Consider the following 16097-nt stretch of genomic DNA (forward strand, 5'->3'; position numbering starts at 1 on the left):
AAGCGTGAAAATGTCGGACAATGGCCGCTGCGCGCGCCACGCCGGCGCCGCGTTCAACCGAAGCATTCACGCTTGCGAGATCCCCATGTCGACTCCCTTTCCCCGAGAACTGCTGAAGGCCGCCGATATTGCGAACATGGAACCGACGCGCGCGGTGCATTCGCTGAATCCCAATGCCGTTCGTCTCAAGCGAACACTGAGCGACCTGACCGGCCTGACGCAATTCGGTGTTCACCTGCTCACGCTGATGCCCGGTCACGAATCGGCCGAGTATCACCGTCACCTGTACGAAGAAGAGTTCGTGTACGTGCTGTCCGGGACGGGCGCGGTCACGATCGGTGAACGCACCAGTGAAATCGGGCCGGGCGATTTTCTGGGCTTTCCACGCGGCGGAGAAGCGCATACGGTGCAGAACACCGGCGATACGCCGCTGGAGTTGCTCGTCGGCGGGCAGCGGCTCGAACACGACGTCTGCGAATACCCGCGACTCGGCAAGCGGCTGTATATCGCCGGCGAGCTCGAAGACTATGTGGATCTGCCGAAGCAGCCTTGATCACCAATCACGCATTCACCGCCCCATTCCACATAAAAACCGAATCAATAACGGCGTGTTTAGATAAACGAAATAAAAATTCGTAAAAACACGGGGTAGAGAAAACGCGTTTATTTGGGCACGCTTGTGCGCATTGTTCGTTGCGGGGCGCCGGTATTTCGACATGCCGGCGCGTCTGTTTCCAGGTGCGCGCATTCGGAAATAACGACAAGCAGCCGGGACTTTCGACCGATTGGCCGGGCAAGCGGAATTCATCAATAGCATCCTGATTGAAAGTTCAGTAGCTCGAATCAATATCCAGATTCAAGAACGATACGGAGACGGACGATGTCCAGGAACTGGGGGTTGGGAACGGCGCTGCTGGCGCTGTGCGTGGTCTTGTCTGCCTGCGGCGGTGATGGCGATTCACCGTCGGCGGCCGCGGCGAACCTGTCGGCTGCCGCGCAGTCGCAGGGCAATCAAGACGGCACCGGCGGCAACGACAACGGTAACGAGAACGACAACAGCAACGGCAACGAGTCGCTGAAGAAAAACGTCGACATCCACGTCGCGCAGTACGTCAATCCGCTGATCGGCACCGACTACGCGACCGACCAGCCGGCCGACCCGGTCGGCTCGGGCCTCGGCGGCGGCACGTTCCCGGGGCCGACGGTGCCGTTCGGGATGATGCAATGGAGCCCGATGACACCGACCGCCCAATACGACAGCAGCAAGGGCGACGGCTCCGGTTTCTCCGGCGGCTACTGGTACGGCGACACGTCGATCAACGCATTCAGCATCCTGCACCTGAGCGGCACCGGCTGCTGGGCGAACGGCGGCTACCTGAACGTGATGCCGCAGCTCGCACCGGCCGACGCCGGCACGCCGGCCAGCTTCAGTCATGCGAGCGAAACCGCGCAGGCCGGCTATTACGGCGTCACGCTCGGCAACGGCATCAAGGCCGAGCTGACGACGACGGTGCGCACCGGCTTCGCACGCTTCACGTATCCGGCGCTCGCGCAGGGCCAGCAGGCGACGATCGCGATCGATCCGACCGTGCTGAACAACCGCGCGCAGGGCACGACGAGCGACACGATCAGCCAGGTTGGCGACCGCGCGTTGTCGGGCACGATCGCGGGCGGCGGGTTCTGCTGGGCCGGGCACGCGGTGCCCGTCTACTACTACGCGGAATTCAGCCAGCCGTTCGCGTCGAAGCCGGTGCTGTCGAACAACAGCCCGGTGACGGTGACGTTCAATGTCGATCGCAAGCATCCCGACGTGATGATGAAGCTCGGCATTTCGTTCGTCAGCGAAGCGAATGCGAAGGCGAACCTGCGCGCGGAAAATCCGGAGACGGACGCGCAAGGCAACCGGAACTGGCGTTTCGACACCGTGCGCCGCGCGGCGAGCACCGCGTGGAACGCGCGCCTGAATGCGATCCAGGTCACCGGCGGCAGCGATGCGGACAAGACGAAGTTCTACACCGCGCTGTATCACGCGTCGCTGCACCCGAATGTGTTCAACGACGTGAACGGCCAGTACCCGGATTTCTACGCGTCGAACGGCGCAGCGGCCGCGCCGACGCGTCAGGTCGAGAAAGGCCGCACGATGTACGCGAACTTCTCCGGCTGGGACATCGACCGCACGTTCATCCAGCTGCAGGCGATGCTCGACCCGGTGCGGACCAGCGACATCGTGCAATCGCTCGTGCTCGATGCGAAGGCGTGCGGCGCGTTCCCGCGCTGGGCGTACTTCAATACCGAGACGGCCGTGATGCCGGGCGACGCGGGCTCGATCATCGTCGCGAACGCGCATGCGTTCGGCGCGACGAACTTCGACACGCAGGCCGCGCTGTCGATCATGAAGAACAGCACGGCGCCGGGCGCCGCGTGCGCCGGCACGCCGGTGATGGGCAGCCGCGCGGACTACGACCGGCTCGGCTACGTGCCGTCGTCGGGCTCGGGCGACAACCAGACCGCTTCGAACACGCTCGAATACGCGGTGCGCGATTTCGCGGTGTCGCGCTTCGCGACGGCGCTCGGCGATACCGCGACGGCCGGCACGCTGCTGAAGTCGAGCGGCAACTGGCACAACCTGTTCGACCGGGGCGTGATCCAGCCGAAGACGTCGGCCGGCGCATGGGTCACCGACGGCACCGGCTTCATGGAAGGAAATGCCGAGCAGTACACGTGGTACGTGCCGCACGATCTCGCCGGCGTGGTCGCGCAGGCGGGCGGCGCCGCACCGGTCGTCAAGCGGCTCGACACGTTCTTCACGCACCTGAACATCGGCACCGTGCAGCCGTATTTCTACGTCGGCAACGAAGCGACGATGGCCGTGCCGTGGGTCTATGCGTGGGCCGGTGCGCCGTCGCATACGCAGCGCGTGCTGCATGCGTCGCTCGCGAACGAGTTCGGCACCGGCGCGGCCGGACTGCCGGGTAACGACGATCTCGGCGCGATCTCCGGCTGGTACGTGTGGGCCGCGCTCGGTCTTTATCCGGTCGTGCCGGGCGTGAGCGGCGTCGCGCTGTCGAGCCCGCAGTTCGAGAAGATCACGGTGCGGGTCGGGCAGAAGGACGGCAGCTACCGTCTGCTGCACATCGTCGCGCCGGGGGCAGGCTCGGGCGACAACGCGTCGTTCTATGTGAAATCGTTGAAGCTGAACGGCGCACCTTACGCCACCGCGTGGCTGCCGTTCGAGCAGATCGCGAAGGGCGGAAAGCTGGCGTACGCGATGACGGCCGACGCGAGCGCCACGACCTGGGGCACCGACGCATCCGCGATGCCGTCGTTCCCGCAGGCGGCCAGCGCGCCGTAACAGCCAGGGAGATCAACGAGCGGTTCTTGCCGACAGGATCGACGCAGAGAGAGGGAGGGACGAACGGATGAAGCTACGTCATGTGGTGGGGATCGGGTGCCTTGCCGTGTTGTCGGGGTGCGGGGGCGATCGGGGTTCGACGGATGCGAGCGTGCTCGCGCAGCGGTCGAACGTGCAGGGCAACCAGAACGATCAAGGCAACCAGAACGACCAGGGCGATCAGAACGATCAAGGCGAAAACGGCGGCGCGCCCCAACGGTCGGTGCTGCACAGCGTCGACCCGATGATCGGCACCGCGAATCTCGACATCAACGCGGACTGGAGCAGCGGCGTGCGCGGCCACGGCCACGTGTACCCGGGCGCGACCGTGCCGTTCGGGATGGTGCAGCTCGGGCCGGACACGACCGGCGGCGCGCACACGCTGCCGTGGAACTGGGATCGCACGTCGGGCTACCAGTACGACGATCCGCTCATCACCGGCTTTACGCATACGCACCTGTCGGGCACCGGCATCGGCTCGGGCGGCGAAGTGCGGTTCCTGCCGACGCTGGCGCCGGTCGATACCGCGACGCTGGCGAAGGTCGCCGCCGATTCGTCGATCACCTACAACGCGTCGTTCAGCCACGACGACGAAACCGCGAGCCCCGGCTACTACCGCGTGAAGATGGCGCCGGTCGGCAGCGGCAACACGCCGTGGAACGTGCAGGGCGCGAAGATCCTCGCGGAGATGACGGCCACCACGCACGCGGGCGTGCATCGCTACTCGTATTTCCCGAGCGCGGCCGCGCAGAAGCGCAGCATGATCGTCAGCATCGACAACCCGATCGGCGGCTCGACCGCGAGCGGCAAGATCCAGGTCATCGACGCGCAGACGATCGCCGGCTGGGAGATCACGAACAACTGGGCGAACAACAAGCCGACGTATTTCGTCGCGCGTTTCTCGAAGCCGTTCGATACGAAGCACGTCGCGTTCAGCGCGGACGGCTTCAAGGCCTACCTGACGTTCGCCGACGGCAACGACGGCGGTGGCGCGGTTACCCTGAAGGTCGGCATCTCGCCGTCGAGCATCGCGGATGCGCAGGCCAATCTCGCCTCGGAAGTCGGCGCGAAGTCGTTCGACCAGGTGCGCGGTGCGGCCGAGCGCGTGTGGAGTGCCGCGCTCGACCGGATCCGGATCAAGGGCGGCAGCGCCGACCAGCGGACGATGTTCTACACGTCGCTGTACCGCACGATGCTCGCGCCGACCGTCTACAACAATGCGGACGGCAGCTACGTCGGTACCGATTCGACCAACGACGGCACGACGTCGCCGCCGACCACGAGCAAGCATGCGGATCCCGGCTTCGACTATTCGTCGACGTTCTCGCTGTGGGACACCTTCCGCGCCGAGTCGCCGTTGATGACGCTGGTTCAGCCCGAGCGCGTCGACGGCTGGGTGAAGTCGCTGCTCACGCAGTTCAGGCAGAACGGCAAGGGGGAGCTGCCGGTGTGGCCGCTCGCGCAGACGGAAACCTTCACGATGGCCGGCCACCCGTCGATCCCGCTGATCGCCGATGCGTACCTGAAACACCTGACGAGCGCGGGCATCGACGACATCTGGACCGCGCTGACGACCACGCAGAGCGCGAGCGCGCACGGCTTCGACCAGTATCGTCAGAGCGGCTACGTGTACGCCGGCGACAACGCGTCGGTGTCGACGACGCAGGATTACGCGTTCGACGACTGGGCGACGGCGGCAGTCGGCAAGGCGGCGGGCAAGAGCACGGCCGACTACCGGCCCTACCTGCAACGCAGCCAGAACTACCGCAACGTATTCAACCCGGTGCCGAACAACGGCTGGAAGTTTGCACAGCCGAAGGATTCGCAGGGCAACTGGGTGGCGGGCTTCGACCCGACGGCGGCGGAGAAGACGGACTTCTCCGAATCGAATTCGTGGGTCGATACGTGGAACATCTTCCACGACTTCCCGGGCCTCGTCGCGTTGCTCGGCGGCAAGAGCCAGTTCATCGCGCAGCTCGATCGCACGTTCGATCCGGCGAACCCGCTGACCTTCCTCTACAACCAGGGCTTTCCGGACCTGACCGGCCGCAGCGGCCAGTTCTTCGCCGGCAACGAGCCGGCGAACCACCTGCTGTACCTGTACGACGTCGCGGGCATGCCGTCGAAGACGCAGGATCGCGTGCGCACGGTGATGGACGACATGTACTCGTTGACGCTGACGGCCGGCGATCGCGCGCTGTTGAGCGGCGACAGCCTGAAGGCCGCGCTGGCGGACCCGCGCCGCGTGCGCGATTCGGCGATTCCCGGCAACGACGATTGCGGGCAGTTGTCCGCGTGGTACGTGCTGTCCGCGCTCGGCATCTATTCGCTGAACCCGGTGGGCGGCGTGTTCTACCTCGGCACGCCGCTGTTCGAGGAAGCGACGATCGACATTCCGGTTGCGTTGGCAGGCGGGGACGGAAAGGGCCTGAAGTTCGGCGCGACGCGGCGCTTCAGGGTGACCGCGCATACGGCCGGCGGCGGCGCGCCGTCATCGGTGAATCGTTACGTCCAGTCGGTCAGCCTGAACGGCACGCCGCTGCATCGGCCGTACATCACGTACGACGAGATGAAGGCCGGCGGCACGCTCGACTTCGTGATGGGCGCGACGCCGAACGACGCATGGGTCAGCACCTGGAACGGGCAGGATCCGAACAGCGCGCTCGCGCCGTCGCTGGCGCTGGCCGGCAAGTAGCGGCCGCAAGCGGCCCGTGTGACGCGGGCCGCTTCTCCTTCCCTCCACGTGACGGTGCGGGTCGCGGCCGCGAGGCAGGCAGCGGCCTGCTCCGGGGATATGGCTTCGGGGCGCGCGGCGGGGATGCCATGCGCCAACGCGGTGACTGCTTCGGTGACCAACACGCGATATGGGGCGCGACAGCAGGCGACGGTCTCCGTCCCGGCCGGCCACATGCTCATGCTGCTCCGGCTCGGCGTCGAACGGATCCGGCGCCTGGCGGCTGACCGCTTCGGCTTGACCGGTTCAATCCCGATGGGGGGCGCCGTCACGTTCGTGTCACGGAGCGTCGTCGCGCTTATGATGCGGGAACACCACTGACAGGGTTCCCCGATATGGACGCGCCGCTCCCGCCGATGTCTGCCCCGATTTCCGAAGCGGAACCTGAAACCGAAACCGTCGCCGAGCCGCGTGCGTCGCGCGTGCATCGGCCGGTCGCGCTCGTCACCGGATCGACGTCGGGGATCGGTGCGGCGATCGCGCGCCGCCTGGCGGCGGACGGCTACGCGGTGATCCTGCATTCGCGCCGCTCGGCCGACGTGGGACGCGCGATGGCGCGCGAACTCGGCGGAGCTTATGTGCAGGCCGATCTCGCCGACGATACCGAGCGTATGCGGCTGATCCGCGAAGCCGTTGCCGTGCACGGGCGGCTCGACGTGCTCGTCAACAATGCGGGCGTCAGCCGCGTGATTCCGCACGACGATCTCGCTGCGGCGACGCCCGACGTATGGCGCGAGATGCACGAGATCAACGTGATCGCACCGTTCCGGCTCGTTGCCGAGGCGGAAGCTGCGTTGCGCGAGGCGGCGTCGCACGGGCGGGCCGGGTGCGTGGTGAATGTCAGCTCGCATGCGGGCGTGCGGCCGAAGGGCGCGTCGATTCCGTATGCGGCGGCGAAGGCCGCGCTCAATCACACGACGCGGCTGCTCGCGAAAACGCTCGCGCCGGCGATTCGCGTCAATGCGGTTGCGCCGGGGCTCGTCGATACGCCGCTCACGGCCGACTGGACGGACGCGCAGCAGCTCTGGCGCGAGCGCGCGCCGATGCGCCGTGCGGCGACGCCGGACGACATCGCGCAGACGGTCGCGATGCTCGTCGCGTCCGACTATGTGACGGGCGAGATCGTGATGCTGGACGGGGGAATGAACCTGACGTGAGGCGAGCGTCGGGGACGCACCGAAGCACCGAAGCACCGAAGCACCGAAGCACCGAAGCACCGAAGCACCGAAGCACCGAAGCACCGAAGCACCGAAGCACCGAAGCACCGAAGCACCGAAGCACCGAAGGCGGATGCGGCTGCGCACCCGCGCACAGGCGTCACACGCGTGATTTCCGCGACCGCCAACTTGCCGAACGACGCGATCAGCCGAGGCGCGACCGCAGTTGCGCGAGTGCCTGATCGTGCGTGCGCTCGAATTTCAGCGGCGTGACGGCGACATACCCGTCACCCAGCGCGACCGTTTCCGAATCCGCATCGTCGTCGCGCGGCGCGCGGGCGAGCTTCAGCCAGTGATACTCGATGTCGCGCGGGTCGCGCCCCGACACGATCTCGACGCCCTGCAGCGTGCCGGCGCCCTGGTTCGTCACCTTCAGCCCTCGCACCTCGTCGGCGGGCCGCGGCGGGAAATTCACGTTCAGGCAGGCGTCGCTGTCCCAGCCCGCGGCCACGAGCCGGCGAATGACGTCCGGCGCAAGCGCGCGTGCCGTGTCCCACGGCACGGCGTTGCGATCGGTGAAGGCCTGGCTCAGTGCGATGGCCGGCACGCCGACCAGCATGCTCGTCATCGCGGCGCCCACCGTGCCGGAAAACACCGTTTCGGTGCCGAGGTTCCCGCCGCGATTCACGCCGGACAGCACGATGTCGGGCCGTGCGTCCTTCATCAGGTGGCTGGTCGCGATGGCGACGCAATCGCCGGGCGTGCCGCGCACCGCGAAGCGGCGTTCGCCCTTGCGATGCACGCGCAGCGGTTCGTGCAGGCTCAGCGAGTGCGACGTGCCGCTCTGGTCTTCCGCCGGTGCGACGATCCACACTTCGCGCGCCAGTTGCGTGGCGACCTGTTCGAGCACGTTAAGGCCGGGGGCGTCGATTCCGTCGTCGTTGGTGAGCAGGACGCGGTCGAACAGCGGGCGGGTTTCTTGCATCGGGACGATCCTCGCGGAGTTGGGCAATGAGAGGGGAATGCAGCGTGGCGCAAGCCACAAGGCTAGCATTCCCGCGTGAGGATCGTCGTGTCGCGCGATGGGCGCGGACGTGAAAACGGGCGCACTGCGCGCCCGTTCGTGGTGGCCGTGCCGCAGCGCGCGCGGCGGGTCGGAACCGTTCAGCCGAGCAGGTGCCGCAGCAGGCCGGCCGACACGACGCCGACGATGACGGTCGGCAGGATCGACAGGCGCGTCGCCGCGATCAGCGTCACGGCCAGCGCCAGCAGGTCGGCCGGGCGCGTCGACACGAAGGCCGGCGCGATCACCGAGATCAGCACGCAGCCGGGCACGTTCTCCATCACCGACGCCATCCGCGGGCTCAGCGTGCGGTTGCGCAGCAGCACGTAGCCGAGGATGCGCGACAGATAGGTGGTCGACGCCATCAGCACGATCGTCGCGACCGTACTGAAATCCGGAAGCTCAGGCATCGCGCGGCTCCCACAGCAGCGCGGCGATCAGCCCCGCGCAGGCACCGGCCGCGACGTACCATGCGCCGGGCACGGCCAGGTGCGTGGCCGCTGCGACCACGAGGCTCACGAACCACGGGCGGCTCGCACGCATCCCTTTCCACATCCCGCGCAGCAGCACCAGAAACACGGCCGTGAACGCCATGTCGAAGCCGTACTGCTCAACGTTGCCGATCGTCGGGCCGACCGCCGCGCCGAGCGTGGTCATCGAGATCCACGTCAGGTAGAGCCCCATGCAGATGCCCGCGTAATAGGGCACGCTGATGTGCGTGGCCGAGCGGGCCCGGGCGTCGGCGAGCGACATCGCCCAGCTTTCGTCGCACATGAAGAACAGCGCGAAGAACGCGCGGCGGCGCGGCAGGCGGCGGATATACGGCTCGAATGCGGCGCCCATCAGGATGTGGCGCGAATTCACGAGGAACGACATCGCGACGATCAGCGCGATGTGCGGCGGCGATGACCACAGATGGATCGCCGCGAATTCGGAGCCGCCGCCGAAGTTCATGCCGGTCATCATCGGTACTTCGAACAGGCTCAGCCCTTTTTGCGCGGCCTGTGCGCCCAGCACGAGCGCGAACGGCACGAAACCCAGCATGACGGGCAGCGCCGCGCGCAAACCGCGGCCCATCTCGGCGACATAGGCGGGCTTGTCGCGAAGCCCGGACGACGTTGAAACGCTACTGCTCATTACTCCTCCTTCGGGGGAGGAATTGTCTGCTTTTTTGACTCGAATCGGGTTGCGTTGTGGCCAGATTTTTCTCATAATTTGGCATTGAACACGCGATTTGAAAATTTTTTGGAATCGGATGCCAATGAAACTTGACGCCATCGACCGCCGGATCCTGAGCGCGCTCCAGCGCGACGGCCGCATGCAGAACGTGGAACTCGCGCACGAGGTCGGGCTGTCGCCGTCGCCGTGCCTGCGGCGCGTGCGCCTCCTCGAGGAAGCCGGCGTGATCGAGAAATACGTGGCCGTGCTGAATCCCGCGAAAGTCGGCAAGGGGCTGACGATCTTCACGCGCGTATGGCTGAAGGGGCAGGACGCGGAATCGGTGAACCGCTTCGCCGAGGCCGTCCAGCAGATGCCGGAAGTCGTCGAATGCCACCTGATGGCGGGCGACTGCGATTTCCTGCTGCGCGTCGTCGCGGCCGACATCGACGATTACCGGCGCTTCCAGATGGAAACCCTCACGCGCATTCCGGGCGTGCTGAGCGTGAAGACCGACATCCCGATGCAGAAGGTCAAGCTCACGTCGGCGCTCCCGACCTAGCGTGACGCACGTGCTCGGCCATGCGACGACGACGGGTCGACGAACGGTCACGGCTCGGTGACAATCGTCCGATAGACTGACGAATCACGCCGCTCCGAACCGGTTGCCCGAGCGATTGCGCGACGTTCGATGCGCAAGCAACTAACGGTCAATGTCGGCGTGAGCGGGCAGGCGGCGCTGCGCGCCGGGTCGTGCGCGGATGCGAATGCGTTTCTTCTTGTCGGGCCATTCATGCAGCCAATCAACACACCGTGGAATTCGCTGGAAATCGTCAAGCTCGTGCTGGGCGTGCTGACGCCGTTGTCGGTCGCGTGTCTCGGCTGGCTCGTCGCGCGCCGGCTGAAGCGGCTCGAACTCGTGCAGTGGACCAACCAGCGATTGATCGAGAAGCGGCTCGCGCTGTACGACGCGGTCGCGCCGCAGCTCAATGCGCTGCTGTGCTTCTACACGTGGATCGGCTACTGGAAGGACATCTCCCCGGACGACGTGATCCGCGCGAAGCGCGACCTCGACCGCACGTTCCACATCTACCGCTACCTGTTCGACGACGACGTGTACGACGCGTATCACACGTACATCCATGCGCTGTTCGACGTGCATACGGGCCCGGGCCGCGATGCGCGGATCCGTTCGCTGGTCCAGGCGCCCGACGGCGATCGCAGCGTGCACGGCTCGTATGAATGGAAACCGGCGTGGTCGGACCGTTTCGCGACCGCGAATGTCGTGCCGAAGGACGACGTGCTGCGGTACTACACGCAGTTGATGGAGCGGCTGCGCGTGGCGCTGGGCGCGACACGCTGAAGGCCGCGCGGCGTCCGCCCGGTATCGAAATTCGCCACCCGGCGGCGCGGATACCCGCCTTTGCGCACGAAGCGGATGCGGCGCGCGGCGGCGGCTGACATGCTCGCGCCATCCCCACTCGCGCGAGGTCCGTATGGTTGTCGATACCGGCTGCCGGCCGCTCATGATCCGTTCGCCCGAAGCGGGCCGGCGGCGTCTCTTTTCCGTGGGTTCACACGATCCGCATGACACGCGGTTGCCGATCGAGCCGGAGATCGGCGACATCGTCTTCATCCGCGTGACCGTGCGGCCGTTTCTCGAAGTGGCGAGTGCGACGCGCTCGTGGACGAATCACGTCGGGATCGTCGTCGGCGAGCGCGGCGGCGAGCCGTTGATTGCGGAGAGCACGTTTCCGCTATCGCGCGTCACGGCGATGTCGCGGTTTCTTGCGCGCTCCGATCGCGGCGCGTGGGTGATCGCGCGGCTGAAGCAGCCGCTCGATGCCGCGCAGCGGCGCCGGCTTGTTGACGCGGCGATGCGCCGGATCGGCGTGGTCTACGACACGGGGTTCAATCTTGCGTCGCGCCGGCAGTTTTGCTCGCGGTTCGTGCGCGAAGTCGTGCGCGATGCGACGCGGATCGTGCTCGGCGACGTCGAGACCTTCGACATGCTGCTGCGCCGGAATCCCGATCATCCGCTCGGCTTCTGGCGGATCTGGTACTTCGGCCGGATTCCGTGGCGCCGCCGCACGGTGACGCCGGCGAGCTTGCTGGGTAGCGGGGCGTTGCGGGTGGTGGCGGATACGCGCGAACGCATTGAAAACGTGTCCGAAGGTGACGATCCGGACAGCGTCTGACTCAAGCGAGCGCGATCACGAACCTTTTGTCACCGGCCGTCGCCCGCTTGAGGGGCGATCGCGTGATCGCGCATGCCGGCTCGCTATGAACGCGAGCCGGTGTTACTCCACAGTGGGCGCGCTCGGCTCCGTGTCTTCCACGATATCGGTCGGCATTACGCCGGCTGCTCGACGCGCAGCAAGCGTTACGTCGAGCGTTGCAAATTCCTCGCGGTTCAGTCGATCGTATTCAGCACGCAACTCGGGGTCGGACAATGCGCGTTTGCGCAGATCTTCATACGTTCCCATATCAAACCTCATCAACTCGATTGCACCAGCGTGATTCTCCGACAGCTTCACGACTACTGCCGCCCCGCCACCGCCAACCGCGCCGCCAGCCCCACGAACACCGACCCGAGCAAATATTGCGGCAGCTTCGACGGGCGGCGGCGCGCACCGATCCGCTGGCTCAGCCGGCTCGCGGACAATATGACCGCGCCGTTCACGACGAGGCCGATCAGGTTCAGCACCGTCGCGAGCACGAGAATCTGCACGGCGATCGAACCGTGTTCGGGCCGCACGAACTGCGGAAACAGCGCGAGCACGAACAGCGCCATCTTTGGGTTCAGCAGGTTCGTCGTCAGCCCCTGGCGGAAGATCGCCGCGCTCGAGTGGCGTCGCGGCGACGCGACGGGCGACACTGCGGTCGCATCCGAACGGAACGTCTTCCACGCGAGATACAGCAGATAGGCGGCGCCCGCGAAGCGCACCGCGTCATAGGCGAGCGGCACCGCGACGAAGAGTTGCGACAGCCCAAGCGCGGCCGCCAGCGCATGGCAGTAGGTGCCGGCCTGGATGCCCGCGAGCGTCGCGAAACCTGCACGCCGGCCCTGGCTCACGCTGCGGGATGCGATCAGCAGCATGTCGGGGCCCGGCGTGGCAGTCAGCGCGAGACACGCGCCGGAGAACAGCGCGAGCGTGGAGAGGTCGATCATGGAAGTCCCTTTTGTGGATACCGCGTAAAAGGGAGGTCAGTTTAGGAGGGCGCGCGAGGCCGGTCAATCGAACGAACGGACGATGGGCTGGCGAGCCGTTGAGGCCGATCGTCAACCCCGATGCGCTGCCCGCGGCACGCCGATCGTGCCCGCCGCTGCCTCAACGGCATACGCCCATGCAGCGCCTTGCGTGCGCGATCGCCGCCCTGCTCAACGCTTGCGGCAGGCCACCTGATAATCGATCACGGTATTCGCCGACGGCTTGTCCGGCTCGCCGCCGACCGTCGTCACGCCGAGCACGCCGGCTGCGTTCCGGTAGCGCAGCGCGCAATAGCCCATGCCGGTGCCCGAACAGGCTTCGGCTTCGATGATGCCGTGCTTCGCGAGCGTCGCCGCGCCGTCCGTCGCATCCGGCTTCTCGCGCGGGCGCAGCGGTTGCCAGCCTTTCGCGATCAGGATCCGGCGCGCGACGTCGAGCGGTTTGCCGTACACGTTGGGCACGACCGCGCGGCCCTGGCAGTAGGTGCTTTCAGCCGCGACCCGGGCCAGGCGCAGGCCGCCGTTCTCTTCGCGCAGTTCGCCGACGGGCGGCGCCGGGCCGTCGCCGCCCCAGATCAGCAGCGCGCCGCTTTCCAGCCGATCGGCCGTGCCGAGCTGCCAGCCCGCCTTGCGCGCCGTGTAGCCGAGCGCGACGAGCGTCGTGCCGTCGAACACGCCGACGTTGCCGTTGCGTGCGAAACAGATCGCGCTCGTGCCGGCACTGAATCCGCTCGCGAACGTGACGACCGTATAGCGGCCGAGCGGCGCTTCAGACGTCACGATCCAGTCGCGCTTCGCGACTTCACGGCCGGCCGCGGTGGTCGTCTTCGCGCGGTATTGCGTGCAGAACGAGTCCAGCGAACCGTTCTCCGGCGAGTGCGGCAGCACACCGAGCGACACCAGCGACGCACCGGCGATATCGGAGGTCGTACGCAGCGTGTCGGCCGACGCCGTACCGCTGAGCGCGGCACATCCGACGGCTGCGATCGACACGATCGACACGATCGACACGCTCGACGCAAGACCGCGGGCAAACGGCAACGCAACGAAACGGGACACTTGGGTGGTCTCCGGGGAAAGGGGGACGGACGCGATGATCGCGGGTTTGCGCTCGCGTGTCACGGCCGCGCACCGTCCGGCAGCAGGCGTGTGTGCCGCCGGCGGCTCAGCCCTTCGCGACGACGTCGATCCGCAGCGCTTCGCCGCCGTCGACGATGGCCAGCAGGCGATCGACGTTCGGATGCGCGCCCGGGCGATTGCGTGCGTCGGCCGTATGTTCGGCGAACACGGCGAGGCCGTGCTCGGCCGCTTTCGCGTCGAGCGTGCCGAATGCCTGCTTCAGGTAGTGGTACACCGCGAGCGAGCCTTGCTTGCCCGGCTGGTTCTCGATGGTCGCGACCACGTCGCCGTTTGCGCCGACGAGATCGATGCGCGCGACGCCGTCGATGGCCGGCAGTTGCGCGAGGTTGTCCTTGAATACTTGGGTCGGTTGAATCACTGAAAACACTCCGTCGGTTCGGTCAGGGGCCAATGAGCATGGCCGGCCGTATCTTATCCGATTGGCCTCTGCGCGCCGGCGGGCACGCGGGCGCCGGCCGTGCGCCACGCCGGCGCCGCGCTATCGTCCGGCGGCAACGATGCGGTTCAGGCATACGCGGTCGTTGCCCCGACGTGCTTGCCATCGCGCCCCACGCCGCTACCGCCCCGCGCCAGCCGGCACGCCCGCATCGCGCGAGCGCTCGATGTCCGGGCTGCGATACGCGTGCTCGGGAATCTCGGCGAGCCGCGATGCATGCACCTGATGCGGCGTAAGGCCGTAGAACTTCTGGAAACTCATGATCAGCGGCGACCACTTGTCCGGATCGATGCGGTCCGCGCGGCCGTCCATCAGCAGGTCGGGATGCACGTGCACGCGCTGGATGCGCAACTCGAACACGCGGATGTGGCCACGCACGTCGGGCGTTTCCTCACCGATGCCGTGCGTGGCCGCGACGACCGCCTCCATATGCACCGGGCATTCGAGCGCACGCGGCGGCGCGACGGTTTGCGATGCCGCTTCGGTGAGCCCGGCCGTGCCGAATTTGTCGGGTTCGTACACGTAGCCCTTCGCGCGCTTGCCATCCGGCACCGGGTAGGTGCCCGTCGTGCGCGCGATCCGGTCGACCGCGTGCGCCTGTGCCGACGACGGCAGGTTCAGTACGCACTCGCCGGTGCGCAGCAGGTTGCGGGTGGTTTGCGAGCTGGCGGCGATGCCGATCACGCCGCGCCAGCCGAGCCAGAACGCGGACGAGATCGGCGCGAGATTGGCCGTGCCGTCTTCGTTCAGCGTGCTGACCAGCACGACGGGCGTGCCGAAATAGAGGATGTTCGGTTCGGTGACGCAATGCGGAGCGTTCATGATCGGTGCCTTCGTTGAGGGATCAGTCCGCATGCTGATCCTGTCGCGACGGCGTCGCGCTCCGAATCTTGTCGTGTCATTCCGCAGGGGCGGGAACGGCCTTTGCGCGGGGCAGGAGCGCCCGGCATCGCGCGCGCTTTTCCGCTACAGTAGGAGATCGCAGGCCGCGCCCGCCGCGTCGAACGGGCACGCGCGGCCCCGTTCCGCAAACGCACACGAGGGCCCGATGGATACCGAGCAACGCTACACCGCCAACGCGCCGACGCGCGCGGAAGTCGACGCACTGGGCGGCCCGACCGTCATCGAATTCGGCGCGAACTGGTGCGGGATTTGCGCGGGCGCGCAACCGGCGATCGTCGCGTCGTTTTCCGCGCATCCCGCCGTGCGGCACCTTAAGATCGAGGATGGCCCGGGCCGGCCGCTCGGCCGCTCGTTCGGCGTGAAGCTGTGGCCCACCCTGGTGTTCCTGCGTGATGGTGTCGAAGTCGCGCGCGTCGTGCGCCCCGCCGACGCGAAGCAGATCGAAGCCGACGGCTTCGCCGCGCTGGCCTGAGGTCACGACGATGCAACAGGCGATCACGCATATCGGCATCGACACGCGCGGCAGCGGCCTCGTCGAATTCACGTCGCAGGTGCGCGCGTTCGTCGACCAGCAGGCGATCAGTACCGGCCTGCTCACCGTGTTCTGTCGCCATACCTCGGCATCGCTGCTGATCCAGGAGAATGCCGATGCGTCGGTGCAGCGCGACATCGAGCGCTACTTCGCGACGCTCGCACCCGAGGACGCCACGCGCTACGAGCACGACACCGAAGGCACCGACGACATGCCGGCGCACCTGCGCACGGCGCTCACGCAGGTGCAATTGTCGATCCCGGTCGAGCAGGGGCGCATGGTGCTCGGCACGTGGCAGGGGATTTACCTGTTCGAGCATCGCCGCGCGGCGCACCGCCGCGATATCGTGCTGCACCTGATCGGCGAGTAAGC

The 16097-nt window shown here is 66.9% G+C and carries 17 protein-coding genes; 9 read left to right on the top strand and 8 right to left on the bottom strand.

All coding sequences use genetic code 11. From position 1 onward, the window contains the following. The first annotated feature begins 85 nt into the window (after positions 1-85). From CFB41_RS18520 to CFB41_RS18540, 4 genes are all read left to right on the top strand, one after another. Entirely contained in the window at positions 86-553 is a 468-nt protein-coding gene (locus CFB41_RS18520) for a cupin domain-containing protein (protein ID WP_089457426.1), read from the top strand. A gap of 327 nt (positions 554-880) precedes the next feature. Continuing rightward, positions 881-3352 (top strand): GH92 family glycosyl hydrolase, encoded by a 2472-nt coding sequence (locus tag CFB41_RS18525; RefSeq protein ID WP_089457427.1) that lies wholly within the window; start codon positions 881-883, stop codon positions 3350-3352. Between the two features lie 67 nt (positions 3353-3419). Beyond that, positions 3420-6086, top strand: a complete 2667-nt coding sequence (locus CFB41_RS18530) for a GH92 family glycosyl hydrolase (protein WP_089457428.1) — start codon at positions 3420-3422, stop codon at positions 6084-6086. Positions 6087-6460: 374 nt separating this feature from the next. Then, positions 6461-7282 carry an SDR family NAD(P)-dependent oxidoreductase gene (locus tag CFB41_RS18540; protein ID WP_089457430.1) on the top strand — a complete coding sequence of 274 codons (822 nt, stop codon included), beginning with the start codon at positions 6461-6463 and terminating at the stop codon, positions 7280-7282. A gap of 205 nt (positions 7283-7487) precedes the next feature. Here CFB41_RS18540 and surE read toward each other — a convergent pair whose 3' ends face one another. From surE to CFB41_RS18560, 3 genes are all read right to left on the bottom strand, one after another. Beyond that, positions 7488-8267 (bottom strand): 5'/3'-nucleotidase SurE, encoded by a 780-nt coding sequence (gene surE / locus CFB41_RS18550; RefSeq protein ID WP_089457431.1) that lies wholly within the window; start codon positions 8265-8267, stop codon positions 7488-7490. Between the two features lie 179 nt (positions 8268-8446). Next, positions 8447-8755 carry an AzlD family protein gene (locus CFB41_RS18555; protein WP_089457432.1) on the bottom strand — a complete coding sequence of 103 codons (309 nt, stop codon included), beginning with the start codon at positions 8753-8755 and terminating at the stop codon, positions 8447-8449. After that, positions 8748-9482 (bottom strand): AzlC family ABC transporter permease, encoded by a 735-nt coding sequence (locus CFB41_RS18560; RefSeq protein WP_043178862.1) that lies wholly within the window; start codon positions 9480-9482, stop codon positions 8748-8750. The genes CFB41_RS18555 and CFB41_RS18560 overlap by 8 nt, the downstream gene beginning before the upstream one ends. A 124-nt stretch (positions 9483-9606) precedes the next feature. Here CFB41_RS18560 and CFB41_RS18565 point away from each other — a divergent pair, with 124 nt between their 5' ends. From CFB41_RS18565 to CFB41_RS18575, 3 genes are all read left to right on the top strand, one after another. Beyond that, a complete protein-coding gene (locus CFB41_RS18565) occupies positions 9607-10065 on the top strand; it encodes an Lrp/AsnC family transcriptional regulator (protein ID WP_012365188.1) in 459 nt (152 codons plus the stop codon). 231 nt (positions 10066-10296) lie between these two features. Beyond that, a complete protein-coding gene (locus tag CFB41_RS18570; RefSeq protein ID WP_069252831.1) occupies positions 10297-10866 on the top strand; it encodes a hypothetical protein in 570 nt (189 codons plus the stop codon). Between the two features lie 133 nt (positions 10867-10999). Further along, positions 11000-11701, top strand: coding sequence for a YebB family permuted papain-like enzyme (locus tag CFB41_RS18575; RefSeq protein ID WP_089457433.1), 702 nt, complete (start codon positions 11000-11002; stop codon positions 11699-11701). Positions 11702-11803: 102 nt separating this feature from the next. Here the strand turns inward: CFB41_RS18575 and CFB41_RS38675 are convergent, their stop codons facing one another. The 5 genes from CFB41_RS38675 to CFB41_RS18600 all read right to left on the bottom strand — a co-directional run bounded on the left by CFB41_RS38675 (position 11804) and on the right by CFB41_RS18600 (position 15112). After that, positions 11804-12040: a hypothetical protein gene (locus CFB41_RS38675; protein ID WP_256941082.1), complete on the bottom strand. Its 237-nt coding sequence runs from the start codon at positions 12038-12040 to the stop codon at positions 11804-11806. Positions 12041-12042: 2 nt separating this feature from the next. Continuing rightward, positions 12043-12675 carry a LysE family translocator gene (locus CFB41_RS18585; protein ID WP_089457434.1) on the bottom strand — a complete coding sequence of 211 codons (633 nt, stop codon included), beginning with the start codon at positions 12673-12675 and terminating at the stop codon, positions 12043-12045. Positions 12676-12885: 210 nt separating this feature from the next. Beyond that, entirely contained in the window at positions 12886-13773 is an 888-nt protein-coding gene (locus CFB41_RS18590) for a hypothetical protein (protein ID WP_373558624.1), read from the bottom strand. A gap of 106 nt (positions 13774-13879) precedes the next feature. Then, positions 13880-14212, bottom strand: a complete 333-nt coding sequence (locus CFB41_RS18595) for a DUF2322 family protein (RefSeq protein ID WP_041493406.1) — start codon at positions 14210-14212, stop codon at positions 13880-13882. Between the two features lie 198 nt (positions 14213-14410). Next, on the bottom strand, positions 14411-15112 hold the full coding sequence (locus tag CFB41_RS18600; RefSeq protein ID WP_089457436.1) for a flavin reductase family protein: 702 nt from the start codon (positions 15110-15112) through the stop codon (positions 14411-14413). Positions 15113-15338: 226 nt separating this feature from the next. Between CFB41_RS18600 and CFB41_RS18605 the strand changes: the two genes are divergently transcribed. Both CFB41_RS18605 and CFB41_RS18610 read left to right on the top strand, forming a co-directional pair. Then, positions 15339-15665, top strand: coding sequence for a thioredoxin family protein (locus CFB41_RS18605; protein ID WP_039369742.1), 327 nt, complete (start codon positions 15339-15341; stop codon positions 15663-15665). 10 nt (positions 15666-15675) lie between these two features. Beyond that, positions 15676-16095 carry a secondary thiamine-phosphate synthase enzyme YjbQ gene (locus CFB41_RS18610; protein ID WP_089428528.1) on the top strand — a complete coding sequence of 140 codons (420 nt, stop codon included), beginning with the start codon at positions 15676-15678 and terminating at the stop codon, positions 16093-16095. Positions 16096-16097: the final 2 nt, after the last annotated feature.

Source organism: Burkholderia sp. AU33803, from assembly GCF_002223095.1.
Classification (GTDB): domain Bacteria; phylum Pseudomonadota; class Gammaproteobacteria; order Burkholderiales; family Burkholderiaceae; genus Burkholderia.